General features: G+C 59.8%; 19 protein-coding genes. 8 read left to right on the top strand and 11 right to left on the bottom strand.

All coding sequences use genetic code 11. The annotated features are described in order from the left end of the window. Entirely contained in the window at nt 1-714 is a 714-nt protein-coding gene (dsbC, locus tag MMW58_RS04535; RefSeq protein ID WP_045857161.1) for a bifunctional protein-disulfide isomerase/oxidoreductase DsbC, read from the bottom strand. A 23-nt stretch (nt 715-737) separates the two neighbouring features. Further along, on the bottom strand, nt 738-1,634 hold the full coding sequence (xerD, locus tag MMW58_RS04530) for a site-specific tyrosine recombinase XerD (protein ID WP_133600549.1): 897 nt from the start codon (nt 1,632-1,634) through the stop codon (nt 738-740). 158 nt (nt 1,635-1,792) lie between these two features. Between xerD and fldB the strand changes: the two genes are divergently transcribed. Next, complete coding sequence (gene fldB / locus MMW58_RS04525; RefSeq protein WP_045857157.1) at nt 1,793-2,314, top strand: flavodoxin FldB; 522 nt, start codon at nt 1,793-1,795, stop codon at nt 2,312-2,314. Nucleotides 2,315-2,344: 30 nt separating this feature from the next. Here the strand turns inward: fldB and MMW58_RS04520 are convergent, their stop codons facing one another. After that, nucleotides 2,345-2,755 (bottom strand): protein YgfX, encoded by a 411-nt coding sequence (locus MMW58_RS04520; protein WP_133600550.1) that lies wholly within the window; start codon nt 2,753-2,755, stop codon nt 2,345-2,347. Continuing rightward, complete coding sequence (gene sdhE, locus MMW58_RS04515) at nt 2,736-3,002, bottom strand: FAD assembly factor SdhE (RefSeq protein WP_045857153.1); 267 nt, start codon at nt 3,000-3,002, stop codon at nt 2,736-2,738. Before sdhE ends, MMW58_RS04520 begins: the two co-directional genes overlap by 20 nt. 370 nt (nt 3,003-3,372) lie before the next feature. Here sdhE and ygfZ point away from each other — a divergent pair, with 370 nt between their 5' ends. Then, nucleotides 3,373-4,356, top strand: a complete 984-nt coding sequence (ygfZ, locus tag MMW58_RS04510) for a tRNA-modifying protein YgfZ (RefSeq protein ID WP_241722789.1) — start codon at nt 3,373-3,375, stop codon at nt 4,354-4,356. Between the two features lie 106 nt (nt 4,357-4,462). Here the strand turns inward: ygfZ and trhA are convergent, their stop codons facing one another. Next, nucleotides 4,463-5,122, bottom strand: a complete 660-nt coding sequence (trhA, locus tag MMW58_RS04505) for a PAQR family membrane homeostasis protein TrhA (RefSeq protein WP_133600552.1) — start codon at nt 5,120-5,122, stop codon at nt 4,463-4,465. A gap of 160 nt (nt 5,123-5,282) precedes the next feature. Further along, nucleotides 5,283-5,594 carry a N(4)-acetylcytidine aminohydrolase gene (gene yqfB, locus MMW58_RS04500; protein ID WP_133600553.1) on the bottom strand — a complete coding sequence of 104 codons (312 nt, stop codon included), beginning with the start codon at nt 5,592-5,594 and terminating at the stop codon, nt 5,283-5,285. A gap of 49 nt (nt 5,595-5,643) precedes the next feature. Between yqfB and MMW58_RS04495 the strand changes: the two genes are divergently transcribed. The 6 genes from MMW58_RS04495 to MMW58_RS04470 all read left to right on the top strand — a co-directional run bounded on the left by MMW58_RS04495 (nt 5,644) and on the right by MMW58_RS04470 (nt 11,585). After that, nucleotides 5,644-6,372 (top strand): MurR/RpiR family transcriptional regulator, encoded by a 729-nt coding sequence (locus MMW58_RS04495; RefSeq protein ID WP_045857150.1) that lies wholly within the window; start codon nt 5,644-5,646, stop codon nt 6,370-6,372. A 120-nt stretch (nt 6,373-6,492) separates the two neighbouring features. After that, nucleotides 6,493-7,926, top strand: a complete 1,434-nt coding sequence (locus MMW58_RS04490) for a 6-phospho-beta-glucosidase (protein WP_241722788.1) — start codon at nt 6,493-6,495, stop codon at nt 7,924-7,926. 137 nt (nt 7,927-8,063) lie between these two features. Next, the gene (locus tag MMW58_RS04485) at nt 8,064-8,423 is read left to right on the top strand and encodes a copper resistance protein (RefSeq protein ID WP_133600555.1); all 360 of its coding nucleotides are present in this window, start codon (nt 8,064-8,066) and stop codon (nt 8,421-8,423) included. A gap of 48 nt (nt 8,424-8,471) precedes the next feature. After that, nucleotides 8,472-10,481 carry a cytochrome c biogenesis protein CcdA gene (locus MMW58_RS04480; RefSeq protein WP_241722787.1) on the top strand — a complete coding sequence of 670 codons (2,010 nt, stop codon included), beginning with the start codon at nt 8,472-8,474 and terminating at the stop codon, nt 10,479-10,481. A 2-nt stretch (nt 10,482-10,483) separates the two neighbouring features. Beyond that, nucleotides 10,484-11,095, top strand: a complete 612-nt coding sequence (locus MMW58_RS04475) for a DsbA family protein (RefSeq protein ID WP_241723686.1) — start codon at nt 10,484-10,486, stop codon at nt 11,093-11,095. Next, on the top strand, nt 11,085-11,585 hold the full coding sequence (locus MMW58_RS04470) for a protein disulfide oxidoreductase (RefSeq protein ID WP_159236288.1): 501 nt from the start codon (nt 11,085-11,087) through the stop codon (nt 11,583-11,585). Before MMW58_RS04475 ends, MMW58_RS04470 begins: the two co-directional genes overlap by 11 nt. 50 nt (nt 11,586-11,635) lie before the next feature. Here the strand turns inward: MMW58_RS04470 and MMW58_RS04465 are convergent, their stop codons facing one another. The 5 genes from MMW58_RS04465 to ubiI form a co-directional block, all read right to left on the bottom strand. After that, entirely contained in the window at nt 11,636-12,379 is a 744-nt protein-coding gene (locus tag MMW58_RS04465; protein WP_241722786.1) for an SDR family oxidoreductase, read from the bottom strand. 60 nt (nt 12,380-12,439) lie between these two features. Beyond that, nucleotides 12,440-15,313, bottom strand: a complete 2,874-nt coding sequence (gcvP, locus tag MMW58_RS04460; RefSeq protein WP_241722785.1) for an aminomethyl-transferring glycine dehydrogenase — start codon at nt 15,311-15,313, stop codon at nt 12,440-12,442. Nucleotides 15,314-15,487: 174 nt separating this feature from the next. After that, nucleotides 15,488-15,877 carry a glycine cleavage system protein GcvH gene (gene gcvH, locus MMW58_RS04455; protein ID WP_159236291.1) on the bottom strand — a complete coding sequence of 130 codons (390 nt, stop codon included), beginning with the start codon at nt 15,875-15,877 and terminating at the stop codon, nt 15,488-15,490. A 23-nt stretch (nt 15,878-15,900) separates the two neighbouring features. After that, entirely contained in the window at nt 15,901-16,995 is a 1,095-nt protein-coding gene (gene gcvT, locus MMW58_RS04450) for a glycine cleavage system aminomethyltransferase GcvT (RefSeq protein WP_241722784.1), read from the bottom strand. A 421-nt stretch (nt 16,996-17,416) separates the two neighbouring features. Continuing rightward, entirely contained in the window at nt 17,417-18,619 is a 1,203-nt protein-coding gene (ubiI, locus tag MMW58_RS04445) for an FAD-dependent 2-octaprenylphenol hydroxylase (RefSeq protein ID WP_133600562.1), read from the bottom strand. Between the last annotated feature and the right edge of the window lie 10 nt (nt 18,620-18,629).

Genomic DNA, 18,629 nt, shown 5'->3' with positions numbered 1-18,629 from the left:
TTATTTACCGCTGGTTTGTTTTTGATGCTCATCGAGGAAGGCTTTCAGCTCTTTCGGTCCCTGATAGCCCGGCAGCACGTAGCCGTTGCTCAATACCATTGCCGGCGTGCCGTTGACGCCGAACTGCACGCCGAGCGTGTAGTGCTTGCTGATATCAACGTTGCAGCTGGCCGGCTGTACGCCTTTGCCGCCCATCGCATCATCCAGGGCTTTGTTGCGATCTTTGGCGCACCAGATGGCCTGCATATCCTGCTCGGTCTGGCTCTGCAGCCCCTGGCGCGGGAAGGCCAGATAGCGCACGGTGATGCCCAGCGCGTTGTAGTCGCTCATCTCTTCATGCAGCTTGTGGCAGTAGCCGCAGGTGATGTCGGTAAAGACGGTAATGACGTGCTTTTCCTGCGGCGCCTTGTAGACGATCATCTCTTTTTCCAGCGCGTTGAGCTTACCCACCAGCAGCGAGTTAGTGACGTTAACCGGCTGGGCGCCGCTGACGTCGTACATCGGCCCCTGAATAACGTGCTTACCGTCGTCGGTCACGTACAGCACGCCGCCGTCGGTCAGTACGGTGCTCATACCGCTAACCGGCGAAGGCTGAATGTCGGTGCTCTGCACGCCCAGCTTGGCCAGCGACTGCTTAATCGTCGCGCTGTCGGCGTGCGCCGCGCCGGAGAGCGTTGCCGCCAGCAGGGTGAACATCAGTAAACCTTTTTTCATACTCAATCCTTTTTATTCAGCACTCACGCCCGCGGGTGGTGCTGTTGATGAAGTTGTCTCAGACGCTCGGTCGCCACGTGGGTGTAAATCTGCGTCGTCGAGAGATCGCTGTGTCCTAACAGCATCTGCACCACGCGCAGATCGGCGCCATGATTTAGTAGATGCGTCGCAAACGCGTGGCGTAAAACGTGCGGGGAGAGCTTCGCGCTATCGATCCCCGCCAGCACCGCGTAGTGCTTAATGCGATGCCAGAACGTCTGCCGGGTCATTTGCTGCGCACGCTGGCTGGGAAAGAGCACATCGGAGGCGACACCGTTCAGCAGCCAGGGGCGGCCGTACTCAAGATAGTTCTCAACCCACAGCACCGCCTCTTCGCCAAGCGGCACCAGCCGCTCTTTGTTGCCTTTACCCACCACGCGCAGCACGCCCTGACGCAGGCTGATATCGCTCATCGTCAGCCCCACTAGCTCCGATACGCGCAGGCCGGTGGCATACAGCACCTCCAGCATCGCCTTGTCGCGCAGCTCCAGAGGCTGCTCCACCAGCGGCGCCTGCAGCAGGCGGTCCACCTGCGCTTCGCTGAGATCTTTCGGCAGGCGCTGCGGCAGCTTTGGCGACGCCAGCAGCGCGCTGGGATCGTCGGTGCGGATTTTTTCCCGATACAGATGCTGGAAAAAGCGGCGCACCGCGCTCAGCAGCCGCGCGGTGCTGGTGGCCTTGTAGCCGCCGGTTTGCCTTTCGGCCAGCAGGGACTGGAGATCCTCCCCGCTGACGCTGCCAAGCGCCAGCCCGCGGTGGTGCAGCCACTCCACGACCATCGTCAGGTCCCTGCGGTAGGCGCTCAGCGTATTTTCCGCCAGGTTGCGCTCCAGCCACAGGGCATCAAGAAACTGCTCGATTTGTGCCAGATCCTGTTCCACATCGGCCTCTTTGCTCGTTAAATCGTCCCCAGTATACCCAAATAAGCCGCACGACTGGACAAAAACGGCGGCAACGGGCTGCCTGAAGTATGACGGGTATCATCACCTTTCTGGTAGACTAGCCGCAAAGTCACAGCATGAATTGAGATGTTTACGCCATGAACATAGGCCTTTTTTACGGTTCCAGTACCTGCTACACCGAAATGGCTGCGGAGAAAATCCGCGATATTATCGGTCCTGAATTAGTGACCTTGCACAATCTGAAAGATGACTCCCCTGAGCTGATGACCGGCTACGACGTGCTGATCCTCGGCATCCCGACCTGGGATTTCGGCGAGATTCAGGAAGACTGGGAGGCTATCTGGCCGCAGCTCGAGACGCTGGATCTGCAGGATAAGATAGTGGCGCTGTACGGCATGGGCGATCAGCTGGGCTACGGCGAGTGGTTCCTCGACGCGCTGGGCATGCTGCACGACAGGCTGGCAACCCGGGGCGTGAAGTTTATCGGCTACTGGCCGACCGAAGGCTATGAGTTCACCAGCCGGAAGCCGATCGTCGCCGATGGCCAACTGTTCGTTGGCCTCGCGCTCGATGAAACAAACCAGTATGACCTAAGCGACGATCGTATCCAGAGCTGGTGCGAGCAAATCCTTGGGGAGATGGCCGAACAGTTCGCCTGAGCTTGGGCTAGAGCCTGACGCTCCAGGCTCTTAGTCCTGCGCCGGTTTGTTCAGCACCAGCCGACGCAAATCGCGCCACTCCTTCGCATCCATGCTATCAGCCGCCACCCACAGGTGCTGGCTGCGACGCGTTTGCGTATGGCGCAGACGCAGCAGCATCCCGCTGTTAATGACCCACGGCATGCCGACGATCTCCCACTCCGCTTTTTGCCAGCGCAGTCGGGAATCGGTCAGCAGCTTTATTTCTCCCTGGCAGGCGTGGATCCGCCGCTGGCTGCGTACGCAGTCAAACACCACCAGAGAGAGCAGCAGTAGCCATAACGGGGTGTAGCTGAGCGGCCAGGGCATCAGCAGGACGATGGCCGCCACGACGCCGTGGAGCAACAGCGAGAACCACTGCGAACGCCAGGAAATGCGTAAATCAGATTGCCACAGGACCACGTTCCCGATTCCGAGTCTGGATTAATTTTACCATCCGCTGCAGCTGCGCGTCGGAGGGTTCGCCGTGGTTCATCAACCAGTTGAACAGATCCGGGTCGTCGTTTTCTAACAACCGGATGAACAGCTGCTTGTCTTCATCGCTGAGCGTATCGTACTCATACTCGAAAAACGGCATGATGGAGATGTCGAGTTCACGCATACCCCGGCGGCATGCCCAGTGGATGCGGGCTTTGTTAGTAATGTCCATGTTATCCTTCCAGCGTAAAGGGATATACCCGTCATACTTCAAGTTGCATGTGCGTTAGCCGCGTTCGTTCCCCCCAGTCACTTACCCGAGTAAGCTCCTGGGGACTCGCTCACTTGCCGCCTTCCTGCAACTCGAATTATTTAGGCTATAGGTTAGTTTAACCCGTTTTTGGCACTTACTTTACAGCATTATCGAGAAGCGCGAGCAGCATTCCACAAAAAACCATAAATTTATTATGGTTTTATCCATTTCCTGCGTTCGCCGGTCTGCGCCCTTAGGGCACAAATGGCCTGCCGAAAGCGCTTGCATTGCACCATAGCTCTTTTACCATTAGTCATTCACTCTGCGTTAAGCTATTCAGGACATGACTATGGCTTTTACACCTTTTCCTCCACGTCAGCCCTCCTCTTCCGCGCGGCTGCCGTTAACGCTGATGACCCTCGACGACTGGGCGCTGGCGACAATCGCCGGTCAGGATGCGGAGAAATATCTGCAGGGACAGATCACCGCTGACGTCAGCGCGCTGGCTGACGATCGCCACCTGCTGGCCGCGCACTGTGACGCCAAGGGCAAAATGTGGAGCAACCTGCGCGTGTTTCGCCGCGACGGCGGCTTCGCGTGGATTGAGCGCCGCAGCCTGCGCGACGCGCAGCTGACCGAACTGAAAAAATACGCGGTGTTCTCTAAGGTGACCATCGCCGCGAACGATGAACTCGTCCTGCTGGGCGTCGCCGGCTTCCAGGCCCGCGCCGCGCTGGCACCGCTGTTCAGCGAGCTGCCAAATGCCGACAAGCAGGTAGTAACCGACGGCGCGACCAGCCTGCTGTGGTTTGAACATCCGGCAGAGCGCTTCCTGCTGGTGACCGACGCTGAAACAGCCGCCCGGGTGACCGAAGCCCTGCGCAGCGATGCCCAGCTGAATAACAGCCAGCAGTGGCTGGCGCTGAATATTGAAGCCGGCTTACCGGTCATCGATAGCGCCAACAGCGCGCAGTTTCTGCCGCAGGCCACCAACCTGCAGGCGCTGGGCGGCATCAGCTTTAAAAAAGGCTGCTATACCGGGCAGGAGATGGTCGCACGGGCAAAATTCCGCGGAGCCAACAAGCGGGCGCTGTGGTCTCTGACCGGGAAAGCCAGCCGCGTTCCGCAGGCCGGGGAAGATCTTGAGCTGCAGATGGGTGAGAACTGGCGCCGTACCGGCACCGTGCTGGCCGCCGTACAGCTAGATGATGGTCACCTGCTGGTACAGGTGGTGATGAATAACGACATGGAGGCGGACAGCGTGTTCCGCGTTCGCGATGATGCCGGCACGTTAAGCATCGCCCCGCTGCCGTACTCGCTGGAAGAAGAGTAGCTCTCCGCGTGCGGATAATGGCGCAGCGCTCTGCCCTTAGGCGGCGCTGACGCTGCTATCCACGCCAGCTAACCCGCGCGACAGGCCATCGTCGCGCGCCGGTTATTTAAACCTGCCCAACGTATAGATAGATCGCCAGGAAGTGACAAACGCTGCCGCCGAGCACGAAGCCGTGCCAGATAGCGTGGTTGTACGGTATCCGCTTGCAGACGTAGAAGATAACCCCCAGCGAATAGACAATCCCCCCGATCGCCAGCAGCGTTACCCCGCCAGCCGCCAGCTTAATCGCCAGCTGATAGACCACGATGAGCGACAGCCAGCCCATCGTCAGATAGGTCACCAGCGACAGAACTTTAAAGCGGTGCGCGATGGTCAGCTTAAATAGGATCCCCAGCAGCGCCAGGCTCCAGATAACGATCATCAGGCCGCGCGCGAGCGGCGAGTTGAGCCCCACCAGCAGAAAAGGGGTATAGGTACCCGCAATCAGCAGATAGATGGCGCAGTGGTCGAATTTTTTCAGCCATAGCTTAGCCCGCTGATGCGGAACGGCGTGATAGAGCGTAGAGGCGAGGAACAGCAGGATCATGCTGCCGCCGTAGAGGCTGTAGCTGGTAATCGCCATGGCATCGGCGTTAGCGTTCACCGCCTGCACCAGCAGCAGCACCAGGCCGACGATACCGAACACCAGCCCGATCCCGTGACTGATGCTGTTGGCAATTTCCTCTGCCAGAGAATATCCCTGGGTGATTAATGGTTTGCGAACCATATTTGACTCCAAAAACGTGAAATCTTTCAACGCCCACCTAGGGTAACTGAGAATGATTCCAGTGAACACCTGTTAGCTAAAATAAAACGATGAATATTTGTAAGCATTTTAAAATCATAATGTTACATTTAAATTTCACCTAACAGTCGTTCACTATTTTTCAAAGCAGTTTGAATTCAATGACATAAAACTGCTCTTCGTCCGGGTAGATCTCCGTGATGACCTGCCGCAGCTGCGCAAGGGTCATATTTTCCTGCTGCGCGTGCCGTTCGCTCAGCGTGGCGAGGGTTACCGTCGAGGTCGCGACCACGCTAATCGTGCAAAAATAGCCGTCATCTTCATAGCGCCCGACGCGCAGCACGTCGCCGGCCTTAAAATGCGACTCCGCGGCGTTGCGGATGGTGATCGTTTTGCGGCCGCTGAGGATATCGTCCTGGAAGCGCTGAAAAAAGGTTATGTCATTCGGCTGCATGATATCATTCCGTCCTGGTCATTCTGAATTGTGAGTTATTACCGTGAGTATGTTCTCCCACGCCGCTATTGCCAGTCTCAATAATCTTGAGATGATGGTCTACCACTACGTCATTAAGAATCGTGACAAAGTGATGTATATGACCATCCGCGAGCTGTCGGAAGCCGCCGGCGTTTCCACCACCACCGTGCTGCGCTTCTGCCGCAAGCTGCAGTGTGAGGGATACTCAGAGTTTCGCGTACGCTTTAAATTATATCTCGAGCAGAACCAGCCTCAACAGGCAAATATCGGCGCCAGCGAAATAATGAGCTTTTTTAAAAGCGTCAATAACGATGAATTTGATGACTTACTCGAGCGCGCGGTGGATATTATCCTCGCCTCGGAGCGTATTATTTTCGTCGGTGCCGGAACCTCCGGCGCGCTGGCGAAATATGGCGCACGGTTCTTCTCCAACGTCGGGAAATTCAGTAATCATATCGACGATCCCTATTTCCCGGTGACGAACGATATGGCCCGCAACGCGCTGGCGATCGTCCTCTCCGTTTCCGGTGAAACCGAAGAGATCCTGCGCTTTGCCGGCCAGTTCAGCCTCCATCGCTGCAAGGTGATGTCGATAACCAGCCACGAACACTCGCGGCTGGCGAAGCTGGCTGATTTCAACCTCTCCTGGCACATACCGCAAACGCGCATCGGCGGCGTCTACGATATTACGACGCAAATCCCGGTAATTTATATTCTTGAAAGCCTCGGGCGTAAATTAGCCCGTAAAATAGCCTGAAAATAACACCCTGTTTTTTCGATGTAACATATTCCAGCAGCGGGAAATTGTTATATCGTGACATTTATATGCCCTTTGCTAGACTCGAAAACAACGAAACATCAGACGAGATTAGCAACAATGAAAAAAATACCTTTAGCGAAAGATTTTTTATGGGGCGGCGCGGTCGCGGCGCACCAGGTGGAAGGCGGCTGGAATAAAGGCGGCAAAGGCCCGAGCATTTGCGACGTGCTGACCGGCGGTGCCCACGGCGTACCGCGCGAGATTACCCACCAGGTAGAGCCGGGTAAATATTACCCGAACCACGAAGCCATTGATTTCCACGGCCGCTACAAAGAAGACATCAAGCTGTTCGCCGAGATGGGCTTCAAATGTTTCCGCACCTCCATCGCCTGGACCCGCATCTTCCCGCTCGGCGACGAAGCTCAGCCGAACGAAGAGGGGCTGAAATTCTACGACGACATGTTTGATGAGCTGCTGAAATACAACATCGAACCGGTTATCACCCTCTCCCACTTTGAAATGCCTCTGCACCTCGTGCAGCAGTACGGCGGCTGGACGAACCGTAAAGTCGTCGATTTCTTCGTGCGCTTTGCCGAAGTGGTCTTCGAGCGCTATAAGCACAAAGTGAAGTACTGGATGACCTTTAACGAGATCAACAACCAGCGTAACTGGCGTGCGCCGCTGTTCGGCTACTGCTGCTCAGGCGTGGTCTATACCGAGCATGAAAACCCGGAAGAGACCATGTACCAGGTGCTGCACCACCAGTTCGTGGCCAGCGCGCTGGCGGTGAAGGCGGCGCGACGCATCAACCCCGAGATGCAGGTTGGCTGCATGCTGGCGATGGTCGCCCTCTACCCGTTCTCCTGCAAACCTGAAGACGTGATGTTCGCTCAGGAGTCGATGCGTGAACGCTACGTTTTCACCGACGTGCAGCTGCGCGGCTACTACCCGACCTACGTGCTGAACGAGTGGGAGCGACGCGGCTTTAGCATCAGGATGGAAGAGGGTGACGAGCAGATCCTGCGTGAAGGCACCTGCGACTACCTCGGCTTCAGCTACTACATGACCAACGCCGTAAAGGCCGAAGGCGGCAGCGGCGATGCCATTTCCGGCTTTGAAGGCAGCGTACCGAACCCGCACGTTAAGGCTTCCGACTGGGGCTGGCAGATTGACCCGGTGGGCCTGCGCTACGCGCTGTGCGAGCTGTACGAACGCTATCAGAAACCGCTGTTCATCGTAGAAAACGGCTTTGGCGCCTATGACAAAGTCGAAGAAGACGGCAGCATCAATGACGACTACCGCATCGACTACCTGCGCGCCCACGTTGAAGAGATGATCAAAGCGGTCACTTACGATGGCGTCGAGCTGATGGGCTACACCCCGTGGGGCTGCATCGATTGCGTCTCCTTCACCACCGGCCAATACAGCAAGCGCTACGGCTTTATCTACGTCAATAAGCACGATGACGGCACCGGCGATATGTCCCGTTCGCGTAAAAAGAGCTTCGACTGGTATAAAGAAGTGATTGCCAGCAACGGCGAAAACCTCTGATTTCTCACCCTGCTGCCCTCTCCTCTCCCCTCGGCGGGGAGAGGAAGAATCCCCCGCCCGGACACTTCTTTACAGCTTTCACATTGCCAAAACGCGTTCGCCCGCTAAGATAGGCCACGTGAATATTTGAGGCGATCATGATTAAGCGACAGCGAAAAGCCATTCTTCTTGTAGTCCTTGCCTGTCTGGTGGTGCTGGTATGCACCGCGCAGCGTATGGCGGGGCTGCACGCGCTGGTCATGAACGCCGCCGCCGTCACGCAGTCCGCCCAGCAGGGTTCGGACAGCGCCGAAGCGCCGGTCACCCCCTGCGAGCTGAGCGCAAAGTCGCTGCTGGCCTCACCGCCGGTGCTGTTTGAAGGGGCTCTGTTCGCTTTCGCCCTCCTGCTGACGGTGCTGGCGGCGGTGCCGCCGCGCATCGAGCGGCTGTGGCCTCCCCGCGTTATCTCCCCTCCCCGGCTACGGGTGCATCTGCGGCTATGCGTCTTCCGTGAATGAGAATTTCCCTGACAGTTCAGGTTAATCAATCATTTACGGAGAAAATTTATGCTTATGGTATTCAGGCGACTGCTGGTCTGCCTGCTTTGGCTATGGCTGCCCGCAAGCCAGGCCGCCGACAGCGGCTGGCTGCGCGCCGCCGATAATCAGCACGCCAGCGTCAGGCTGCGCGCGCAAAACGAGGGCAGCGGCGCCACCCGCCTGCTGCTGGACGTGGCTCTGGAAAAGGGCTGGAAAACCTACTGGCGCTCGCCGGGTGAAGGCGGGATCGCGCCCGCCATCGCCTGGCATCAGCCGCTGGAGGTGAGCTGGCGCTGGCCGGTGCCGCAGCGTTTTGAGGTCGCCGGTATTTCGACCCAGGGCTATCACGGCAGCGTCAGCTTCCCGATGGCGATCCGCGGCCAGATCCCCGCGACGCTGAGCGGCGTGCTGACGCTCTCCACCTGCAGCAACGTCTGCATTCTGACCGACTATCCCTTTTCGCTGGATATGGCCGCCCCTGCGGGGAGCGACTTTGGCTACGATTACGCCCGCGCGATGGGCACGCTGCCGCTGCCCGACGGGCTGACGACGCACCTCTCCGCCGGCTACAGCAGCGGTAGGCTCACGGTGACCGCCGTTCGTGAAGCCGGCTGGCAGCAGCCCTCCCTGTTTATCGATAGCATGGATGACGTCGATTTCGCTAAGCCCACCTTTACCATCAAGGGCGACACCCTCACCGCCACGCTGCCGGTGACCGACGGCTGGGGCGAGGCGGCGCCGGACCTGCGCAATAAGCGCCTCTCTCTGGTGCTGGCCGACGGCGGCCAGGCGCAGGAGAGCGCGCTCGTCATCGGCGCAGCCTCCCCGGCTCCCGCTACGTCGTGGTGGTGGGCGCTGCTGATGGCGCTGGCCGGCGGGCTGATCCTCAACGTCATGCCCTGCGTTCTGCCGGTGCTGGCGATGAAGCTCGGCTCGCTGGTGCAAACCGACGTTCACCAGCGCGGCGCGGTACGGCGGCAGTTCCTCGCGTCGGTTAGCGGCATCGTCACCTCTTTCCTCGCCCTGGCGCTGATGATGACGCTGCTGCGCCTCGGTAATCAGGCCTTAGGCTGGGGGATCCAGTTCCAGAATCCGTGGTTTATCGGCGTCATGGCGCTGGTGATGGTCCTGTTCAGCGCCAGCCTGCTGGGGCTGCTTGAGATCCGCCTCTCCTCTCGCGCCAGCACCTTCCTCGCCACCCGCGGCGGCAACGGCCTGATGGGGCATTTCTCCCAGGGCGCGCTGGCCACGCTGCTGGCAACCCCGTGCACCGCGCCTTTTCTCGGCACCGCGGTTTCGGTGGCGCTGGTCGCGCCGCTGCCTCTGCTGTGGGGCATCTTCTTCACCATGGGATTAGGCATGAGCCTGCCGTGGCTGCTGGTTGCCGCCTGGCCCGGGCTGGCCCTGCGCCTGCCGCGTCCCGGCCGCTGGATGAACGCCGTGCGGGTCGCGCTCGGGCTGATGATGCTCGGCTCGTCGCTGTGGCTGATGAGCCTGCTGACGGTGCACACAGGCCGCACGCCGGTGCTCGCGCTGACGGTGATTTTAGCGGTCGTACTGCTGATGGCGACGGCCTGGCGCTACCGCTGGCGTACGGCGCTGCGTGCCGGCGTGCTGGCCGTGGCCGTCGCGGCGGCGGTCGCCTTCGTTTTTCCGCAGGACGGTCAAGGGCCCCGGCGTGATCGGGTGAAGTGGCAGCCGCTCTGCGAGCAGGCCATTACCGCCGCCCTTGCTGACCATAAGCGGGTCTTTATCGACGTAACCGCCGACTGGTGCGTGACCTGCAAAGCGAATAAATACAACGTGCTGCTGCGGGATGATGTGCAGGACGCGCTCTCCGCGCCCGACGTGGTGGCGCTGCGCGGCGACTGGAGCCGGCCGTCGGAAACCATCAGCCGCTTTCTGAACGCTCGCGGCAGCGCCGCAGTCCCCTTCAACCAAATTTACGGACCGGATTTAGCCCAGGGCCAGATACTCCCCGCGCTGTTAAATCGTGAAGCACTGCTCGCCGCGCTCTCCGCCGCCAAAGGACAATAATGATGAGAACGATTACCGCCCTCCTGTTGCTGTGTATTTCAGCTTTCGCCTCCGCCGCTCCGGCGCCGCAGGCTGAATCATCCTCCGACGCTCAGCTGGCAAACCTGCTGTTTAACGATCCCAATAGCCCGCGCATCGGGGCCAAAGAGCCGCGTTTGACCATCGTGTCGTTTACCGACTACAACTGCCCCTACTGCAAGCAGTTCGATCCGCTGCTGGAAAAAATCGTCCACGATAATCCCGACGTCCTGCTGATCGTCAAGCTGCTGCCGTTTAAGGGACAAAGCTCGGTCAACGCCGCCAAAGCCGCGCTTTCAACCTGGCGTCAACAGCCGGACAAATTCTGGGCGCTGCACCAGCGGCTGATGGCGAAAAAGGGGTATCACGATGATGCCAGCATTCTCGCCGCCCGGCAGAAGACCGCTACCGATGGCGTACAGATGGATGATAAGACGATGGAGTCGTTGAAGATGAACCTGATTTTGTCCCAGGTGCTGAACGTTCAGGGGACCCCGGCCACCATCGTTGGCGACCAGATGGTGGCGGGGGCCATTTCGTATGCCGACCTGGAGGGGCTGGTGAAAGAGCAGCTGGCGCAATCCCATGAGCAGTAAACTGCGCCGCTGGCTGCGCGAACTGATGATTCTGCTGCTGCTCGCGGCGGCGACTATCGGCGGGATGGATTATCTGCGCCGACCCGCGCTGCCGCAGAGTTTTACCAGCACGCCGCTGCAGACGGTTGACGGCCGGACGGTCGATCTGCGCGCTATGAGCGAGGAGCGCCCGCTGCTGCTCTACGTCTGGGCCACGTGGTGCGGCATCTGTCGCTACACCACGCCGTCCGTCGCCGCGCTGGCTGCCGATGGCGGCAACGTGATGACGGTAGCGCTGCGCTCCGGCGATGACCCGGCGCTGGAGAAGTGGCTGGCGCGCAAAAAAATAGCGCTGCCGACGGTTAACGATCCCGACGGGCGGCTTTCAGGCCAGTGGGACGTGCAGGTGACGCCCACCCTGGTGGTGATTTCCCGCGGCGAGGTGAAATCCGTGACCACCGGCTGGACCAGCGGCTGGGGGATGCGCCTGCGGCTGTGGCTGGCGTCATAGCTCCGTGAACCCGGGCAGGACGCCGCCCGGGGTTTCGCACCGGCCGGAGGCTATTTTCCTCCGGCCAGCTCGAGGAAGCTGCCGGTGACGTAGGAGGCTTTGTCGCTCAACAGCCAGGCGATCGCCTGGGCGACCTCTTCCGGCTGTCCGCCGCGCTGCATCGGCAGCATCGACTTCACGCGATCGACTCGTCCTGGCTCTCCGCCAGACGCATGCATTTCGGTATAAATCAGGCCCGGACGCACGCCGTTGACGCGAATCCCTTGCGCCGCCACCTCAAGCGCCAGCCCCGTCGTCAGCGTATCAACCGCTCCTTTGGAAGCGGCATAATCGACATACTCGAACGGCGCACCCAGGCGCGATGCAGCGGAAGAGACGTTCACAATCGCACCGCCTTTCCCGCCGTGCTTGTGAGACATTCTCTTTACCGCCTCGCGACAGCAGAGGAAGTAGCCGGTGACGTTGGTGCTCAGCACCCGATTAATCCGCTCGGCGGTCAGGTCTTCAACAGAACTCTGCGTAAACAAAATGCCGGCATTATTGACCAGCGCGCTCAGGGGTTCGCCAAGGCGGTCGATGCCGGCAAACATCGCCATCACCTGCGCTTCGTCGCTGATATCCGCGCGCAGCGCGATAGCCTTGCCGCCCCGGGCAATAATTTCATTCACCACTTCCGTCGCCGCGCTCACGTTGTGATGGTAATTCACCGCCACGGTATAGCCTTCCTGCGCCAGCAGCAGCGCCGTCGCCCTGCCAATTCCGCGGCTCGCGCCGCTAATCAATGCCACCGCCATCGCATTCTCCCAAAAAATAAAGGCGCCGCAGCGCCTTTAAAAGATAGTCTAATCAGCTAATTACTGATATTCGCTCATCGGTACGCAGGAGCAGAACAGGTTACGGTCGCCGTAAACATCGTCCAGACGCTTCACCGTCGGCCAGTATTTATTCGCCAGGCCTGCCGGGAACACCGCCAGCTCGCGGGTGTACGGATGGCTCCACTCAGCAACCAGCTCGCCCTGGGTGTGCGGCGCGTTCACCAGCGGGTTATCCGCCAGCGGCCACTCGCCCGCTTTCACGCGCTCGATTTCGCCGCGGATCGCCAGCATCGCCTCGATAAAGCGGTCCAGCTCAACCTTGCTTTCCGATTCGGTCGGCTCAACCATCAGCGTACCGGCAACCGGGAAGGACATCGTCGGCGCGTGGAAACCAAAGTCGATCAGACGCTTGGCGATGTCCAGCTCGCTGATGCCGGTCTCTTCCTTCAGCGGACGAATATCCAGAATGCATTCGTGCGCCACGCGGCCGTCGCGGCCGGTATAGAGCACCGGGAAAGCCTCTTTCAGGCGCGTCGCGATGTAGTTAGCGTTGAGGATAGCCACCTGGCTGGCCTGCTTCAGCCCTTCCGCGCCCATCATGCGGATATACATCCAGCTGATAGGTAAAATAGAGGCGCTGCCGAACGGTGCCGCGGAAACTGCGCCCTGACGGGTCAGCATGCCTTCAATTTGCACCACGCTGTGGCCCGGAACGAACGGGGCCAGGTGCGCCTTCACGCCGATTGGGCCCATGCCAGGGCCGCCGCCGCCGTGCGGAATGCAGAAGGTTTTATGCAGGTTAAGGTGCGACACGTCCGCGCCGATAAAGCCCGGAGAGGTGATCCCCACCTGCGCATTCATGTTCGCGCCGTCGAGGTAAACCTGGCCGCCGAACTGATGCACAATCTCGCACACTTCGCGGATGGTCTCTTCATACACGCCGTGCGTCGACGGGTAGGTCACCATGATGCAGGAGAGGTTTTCCCCCGCCTGCTCTGCCTTAAGGCGCAGATCGGCGAGATCGATGTTGCCGTTTTTATCGCAGGCCACGACCACCACCTGCATCCCTGCCATCTGCGCGGATGCCGGGTTGGTGCCGTGTGCCGAGCTTGGGATCAGGCAGATATCGCGATGGCCTTCATTGCGGCTCTCGTGGTAATGACGGATAGCCAGCAGGCCCGCATATTCCCCCTGGGCGCCGGAGTTCGGCTGCATGCACACGGCGTCGTAGCCGGTCAGCTTCACCAGCCAGTCGGAGAGCTGGGCGATCATCTGATGATAACCTTCCGCCTGCTCTGCCGGGCAGAACGGGTGCAGCTCGGCAAACTCAGGCCAGGTGATCGGGATCATTTCCGCCGCGGCGTTGAGCTTCATGGTGCAGGATCCCAGCGGGATCATCGCCTGATTCAGCGCCAGATCTTTACGCTCCAGCGAGTGCATGTAGCGCATCATCTCGGTTTCGCTGTGGTAGCGATTGAATACCGGGTGGGTCAGGATCGCATCGTCGCGCAGCATGCTGGCCGGGATCGAACGGCTATCGAGCGCCACGTCTTTGTCCAGGGTATCGATATCCAGCCCGTGCGCCTCGCCCAGGATCGCGCGGAACAGGTTCAGCACGTCTTCGCGGGTGGTCGCTTCATCGAGGGTGATACCGACCGCGTTGTGAATGTCGCTGCGCAGGTTAATTTCCAGCGCCTCGGCGCGCGCCAGCACCGCCGCTTTATCGGCAACGTCGACGCACAGGGTGTCAAAGTAGTGCGCGTGGCGCAGCTTGAGCCCTTTCTTCTGCAGACCGTCGGCGAGAATATCCGTCAGGCGATGGATGCGGCTGGCGATGCGCTTCAGGCCAGCGGGTCCGTGGAAGACCGCGTACAGGCTGGCGATATTGGCCAGCAGCACCTGGGAAGTACAAATATTGGAGTTCGCTTTCTCGCGGCGGATATGCTGCTCGCGGGTCTGCATCGCCATGCGCAGCGCGGTGTTGCCGGCGGCATCTTTCGATACGCCGATAATACGGCCGGGCATGGAGCGTTTGAATTCATCTTTTGCCGCGAAGAAGGCCGCGTGCGGGCCGCCGTAGCCCATCGGCACGCCGAAACGCTGGGCGGAACCGAAGACGATATCGGCGCCCTGCTTGCCCGGCGCGGTCAGCAGCACCAGGGTCATAAAGTCGGCCGCCACGCTCACCACGACCTTGCGCGCTTTAAGCTCGGCAATCAGGCCTGAGTAATCGTGCACTTCGCCGGTCGTACCGACCTGCTGCAGCAGCACGCCGAAAACGTCCTGATGATCGAGCGCTTTGTCCGCATCATCGACGATGACGTCAAAGCCGAAGGTTTCCGCGCGGGTGCGGACCACGTCCAGGGTTTGCGGGTGCACGTCGGCGGCCACAAAGAAGCGGTTCGCGTTCTTGAGCTTGCTGACGCGCTTCGCCATCGCCATCGCTTCCGCGCCGGCGGTGGCTTCATCCAGCAGCGAGGCAGAGGCGATATCCAGTCCGGTCAGATCGAGCGTAACCTGCTGGAAGTTGAGCAGCGATTCGAGGCGACCCTGCGATACTTCCGGCTGATAAGGGGTATACGCGGTATACCAGCCCGGGTTTTCCAGCATATTGCGCTGAATAACCGGCGGCAGCTGCACGGCGGTGTAGCCCATGCCGATGTAAGACTTAAAGCGCTTGTTACGCCCGGCAATTGCCTTCAGCTCCGCGAGGGCGGCGAACTCCGTCGTCGCATCGCCGACCTGCGGCGGCGTCGCCAGCTGAATATCCTGCGGCACAATCTGGCCAATCAGGGCGTTAAGCGAATCGGCGCCAACGGTATTCAGCATCTCCTGCTGTTGCTGAGCATCCGGACCGATGTGACGTTCAATAAAGGCGCCGCGGTTTTCAAGCTGACCTAAAGTCTGAGTCATGAGCGATGGTTCCTGAAACGTGCAGTGAATCGTAATTGTCTGACTGGTTTGCCCGATTGAGCGCGCATGCTCACCGGGCCTTTCTACGCAAAACCGTTCACGCGGCTGGCAGCGACGCCAGCGGACGGGTTAGCCGGGAAGCTAACGCGCCCGTCGCGTGAAGGATGGACGTAGCTACTCGTCTTCTAACAGCGCGGCGTAGGCCGTCGCGTCCAGCAGCGCCGCGACCTGAGCTTCATCGCTGGCTTTGATTTTGAAAATCCAGCCAGCGGCGTACGGTTCGCTGTTAATCAGCTCCGGGGAGTCGTTCAGCTCTTCGTTCACCGCCACGATCTCGCCGCTAATCGGGGCATAAATATCCGAGGCCGCTTTTACCGACTCCGCAACGGCGCAGTCATCGCCGGCTTCAACCGCCGCGCCGACTTCCGGCAGATCGACGAAAACCATATCGCCAAGCAGCTCCTGCGCGTGTTCGGTGATGCCAACGGTATAGGTGCCGTCAGCCTCTTTGCGCAGCCACTCATGTTCTTTACTGTATTTCAGTTCTGCTGGTACGTTGCTCATCAATTCATCTCCAAAAGGGGGAATCACGCAACGGCTTTGCCGTTACGCACAAAAACGGGTTTAGTCACTTTTACCGGCATTTCGCGGTTACGGATTTGTACGACAGCCGTTTCACCGATGCCCGCCGGCACGCGTGCCAGTGCAATACTGTAGCCCAGCGTCGGGGAGAACGTCCCGCTGGTGATAATGCCCTCTTGCTGATTACCGTCAGCATCGGTAAAGCGCACCGGCAAACCGCCGCGCAGTACGCCCTTCTCGGTCATCACCAGACCAACCAGCTGCTCGGTGCCTTTTTCGCGCTGCAGCTCCAGCGCTTCGCGACCGATAAAGCGGCGATCGGCAGGTTCCCAGGCGATGGTCCAGCCCATATTCGCCGCCAGCGGGGAGACGCCTTCGTCCATCTCCTGGCCGTACAGATTCATCCCGGCTTCCAGGCGCAGCGTATCGCGAGCGCCGAGACCGCAGGGCTTCACGCCCGAGTCCAGCAGGCTGCGCCAGAAATCGGCGGCCTGCTCTTTCGGCAGCGCAATCTCGTAGCCCGCTTCGCCGGTATAGCCGGTGGTGGCGATAAATAAATCCCCCGCCTGCACGCCAAAGAACGGCTTCATGCCGGTAACGGCCTGGCGCTGCTGCTCGCTAAACAGGGTGGCGGCCTTCTCTTTCGCCTGCGGGCCCTGGACGGCGATCAGCGCCAGATCGTCGCGCACGGTTATCTCCAGGCCATAGGGTTCAGCCTGCTGGCCGATCCAGGCGAGGTCTTTTTCGCGCGTCGCGGAGTTAACAACAAGGCGGAAATAGTCTTCCGTCAGGAAATAGACAATCAGGTCATCGATAACGCCCGCCGAAGCGGTCAGCATTCCGCTGTATAGCGCTTTGCCCGGGACGGTGAGCTTCGCCACATCGTTAGCCAGCAGATAGCGCAGGAACTCGCGCACCCGGCTCCCGTGGAAGTCGACGATGGTCATGTGCGAGACGTCGAACATGCCGGCATCGCTGCGCACCGCGTGGTGTTCATCAATCTGGGAACCGTAATGCAGCGGCATCATCCAGCCATGGAAGTCCACCATGCGAGCACCGCACAGCGTGTGTTGTTCATACAACGGAGTCTGTTGAGCCATCTTTTCCTCGTCGAATAAAACGGAACCAGCTACTTTTTTGCGGCGATTTCGCCCCGCGAAATCCGGCGTCGAGGCCCTTCGCTGGCGCCGACGCAAACGTTATCTTTTGCCTGAACTTACCACCGAAACCGGCACTAAACCATAAGGTAAATCAGGACATCACATTAGCTTATGACCAAAACTCGCCGAAAACCCTACAGAATTATTGACTGGAAAAAAGCGATTAATGCCACATAAAATTAACATAACCGCCGAACAAAGCAGGTCATGATGGTATTTTATGCGAAAAAATGGGCCTATTTTCTTTAACAAAAAAAGAGAGGCATTAATAAAACTAATGCGAAAAAATGGGTGAGATTAGATTATTTCAAATGAGAGGGGAAAACCCGGTGCGAGGCCGGGTGAGAGAAGTGTGACGAGCTTAACGTAACCAGCCAGGAAGGTCGTTTAGCCCCATCGCCTGACGAATCAGCTGCGGCTTGACGCCCGGCAGCGTATCGGCAAGCTTGAGGCCGATATCGCGCAACAGCTTCTTCGCCGGATGGCTGCCGGCAAACATTTCGCGAAAGCCCTGCATTCCCGCCAGCATCAGCGCGGCGCTGTGCTTGCGGCTGCGCTCATAGCGGCGGAGGTACAGATGCTGGCCGATATCCTTGCCCTGAGCGTGCAGGCGCCTGAGCTCATCGATAAGCTCTGCGGCATCCATAAAGCCCAGGTTCACCCCCTGCCCGGCCAGCGGGTGGATGGTGTGGGCGGCATCGCCAACCAGCGCCAGACGATGGGCGGCAAACTGCCGCGCGTAGCGGCCGGTCAGTGGGAAAACTTCTCGCTCGCTCTCAATCTGGCACAGGCCAAGGCGGTTATCGAAGGCGATATTCAGCGCCTGATTAAACGTCGCCTCGTCCGCCTGCTGCATCTGCTCCGCTTCCTGCGGCGATAGCGACCAGACGATCGAGCACAGGTGCGGGTCGCTGAGCGGCAGGAAGGCGAGGATACCGTCGCCGTGGAAGGCCTGGCGCGCAATGGCCCGATGCGGCTCCGCGGTGCGGATGGTGGCCACCAGCGCGTGATGGCGATAGTCCCAGAAGGTCAGCGGAATATCGGCCTTGTTGCGCAACCACGAGTTGGCGCCGTCGGCGCCGACCACCAGCCGGGCGGTGAGCATGCTGCCGTCCTGCAGGCTGAGAAACGCCTCGTTCTCCCCCCATGCGACCTGCTGCAGCTGCGCCGGGGCCAGCAGCGTGACGTCAGAGCAGCGCTGCGCCTTTTGCCACAGCGCGTGATGAACGACCGCGTTTTCAATAATGTGTCCGAGGTGGCTGAAGCCCAGGCTTTGGTCATCGAAGCTGATGTGGCCAAAGCTGTCTTTATCCCACACTTCCATTCCGTGATAGCAGCTGGCGCGGCGGGCGATAATGGCTGGCCAGACGTCAAGCTTGCTCAGGAGCTTCTCGCTGGCGGCGTTAATCGCCGAGACCCGCAGCGCTGGCCGCGCATCGGCGCTCAGCGGCTGTGGCTCAGCCTGCTCAAGAACGGCGACGCGCAGCCCGCTGCCCTGCAATCCGCAGGCCACCGCCAGCCCCACCATGCCACCGCCCACAATGGCAACATCAACACTTTGCACGTTCAACTCC

Origin of the sequence: Klebsiella sp. HC6, assembly GCF_022605325.1 — a bacterium.
Classification (GTDB): domain Bacteria; phylum Pseudomonadota; class Gammaproteobacteria; order Enterobacterales; family Enterobacteriaceae; genus Klebsiella; species Klebsiella terrigena.
Note: the sequence above shows the minus strand (reverse complement) of the source record. Positions and strands in the feature narration are given on the sequence as shown.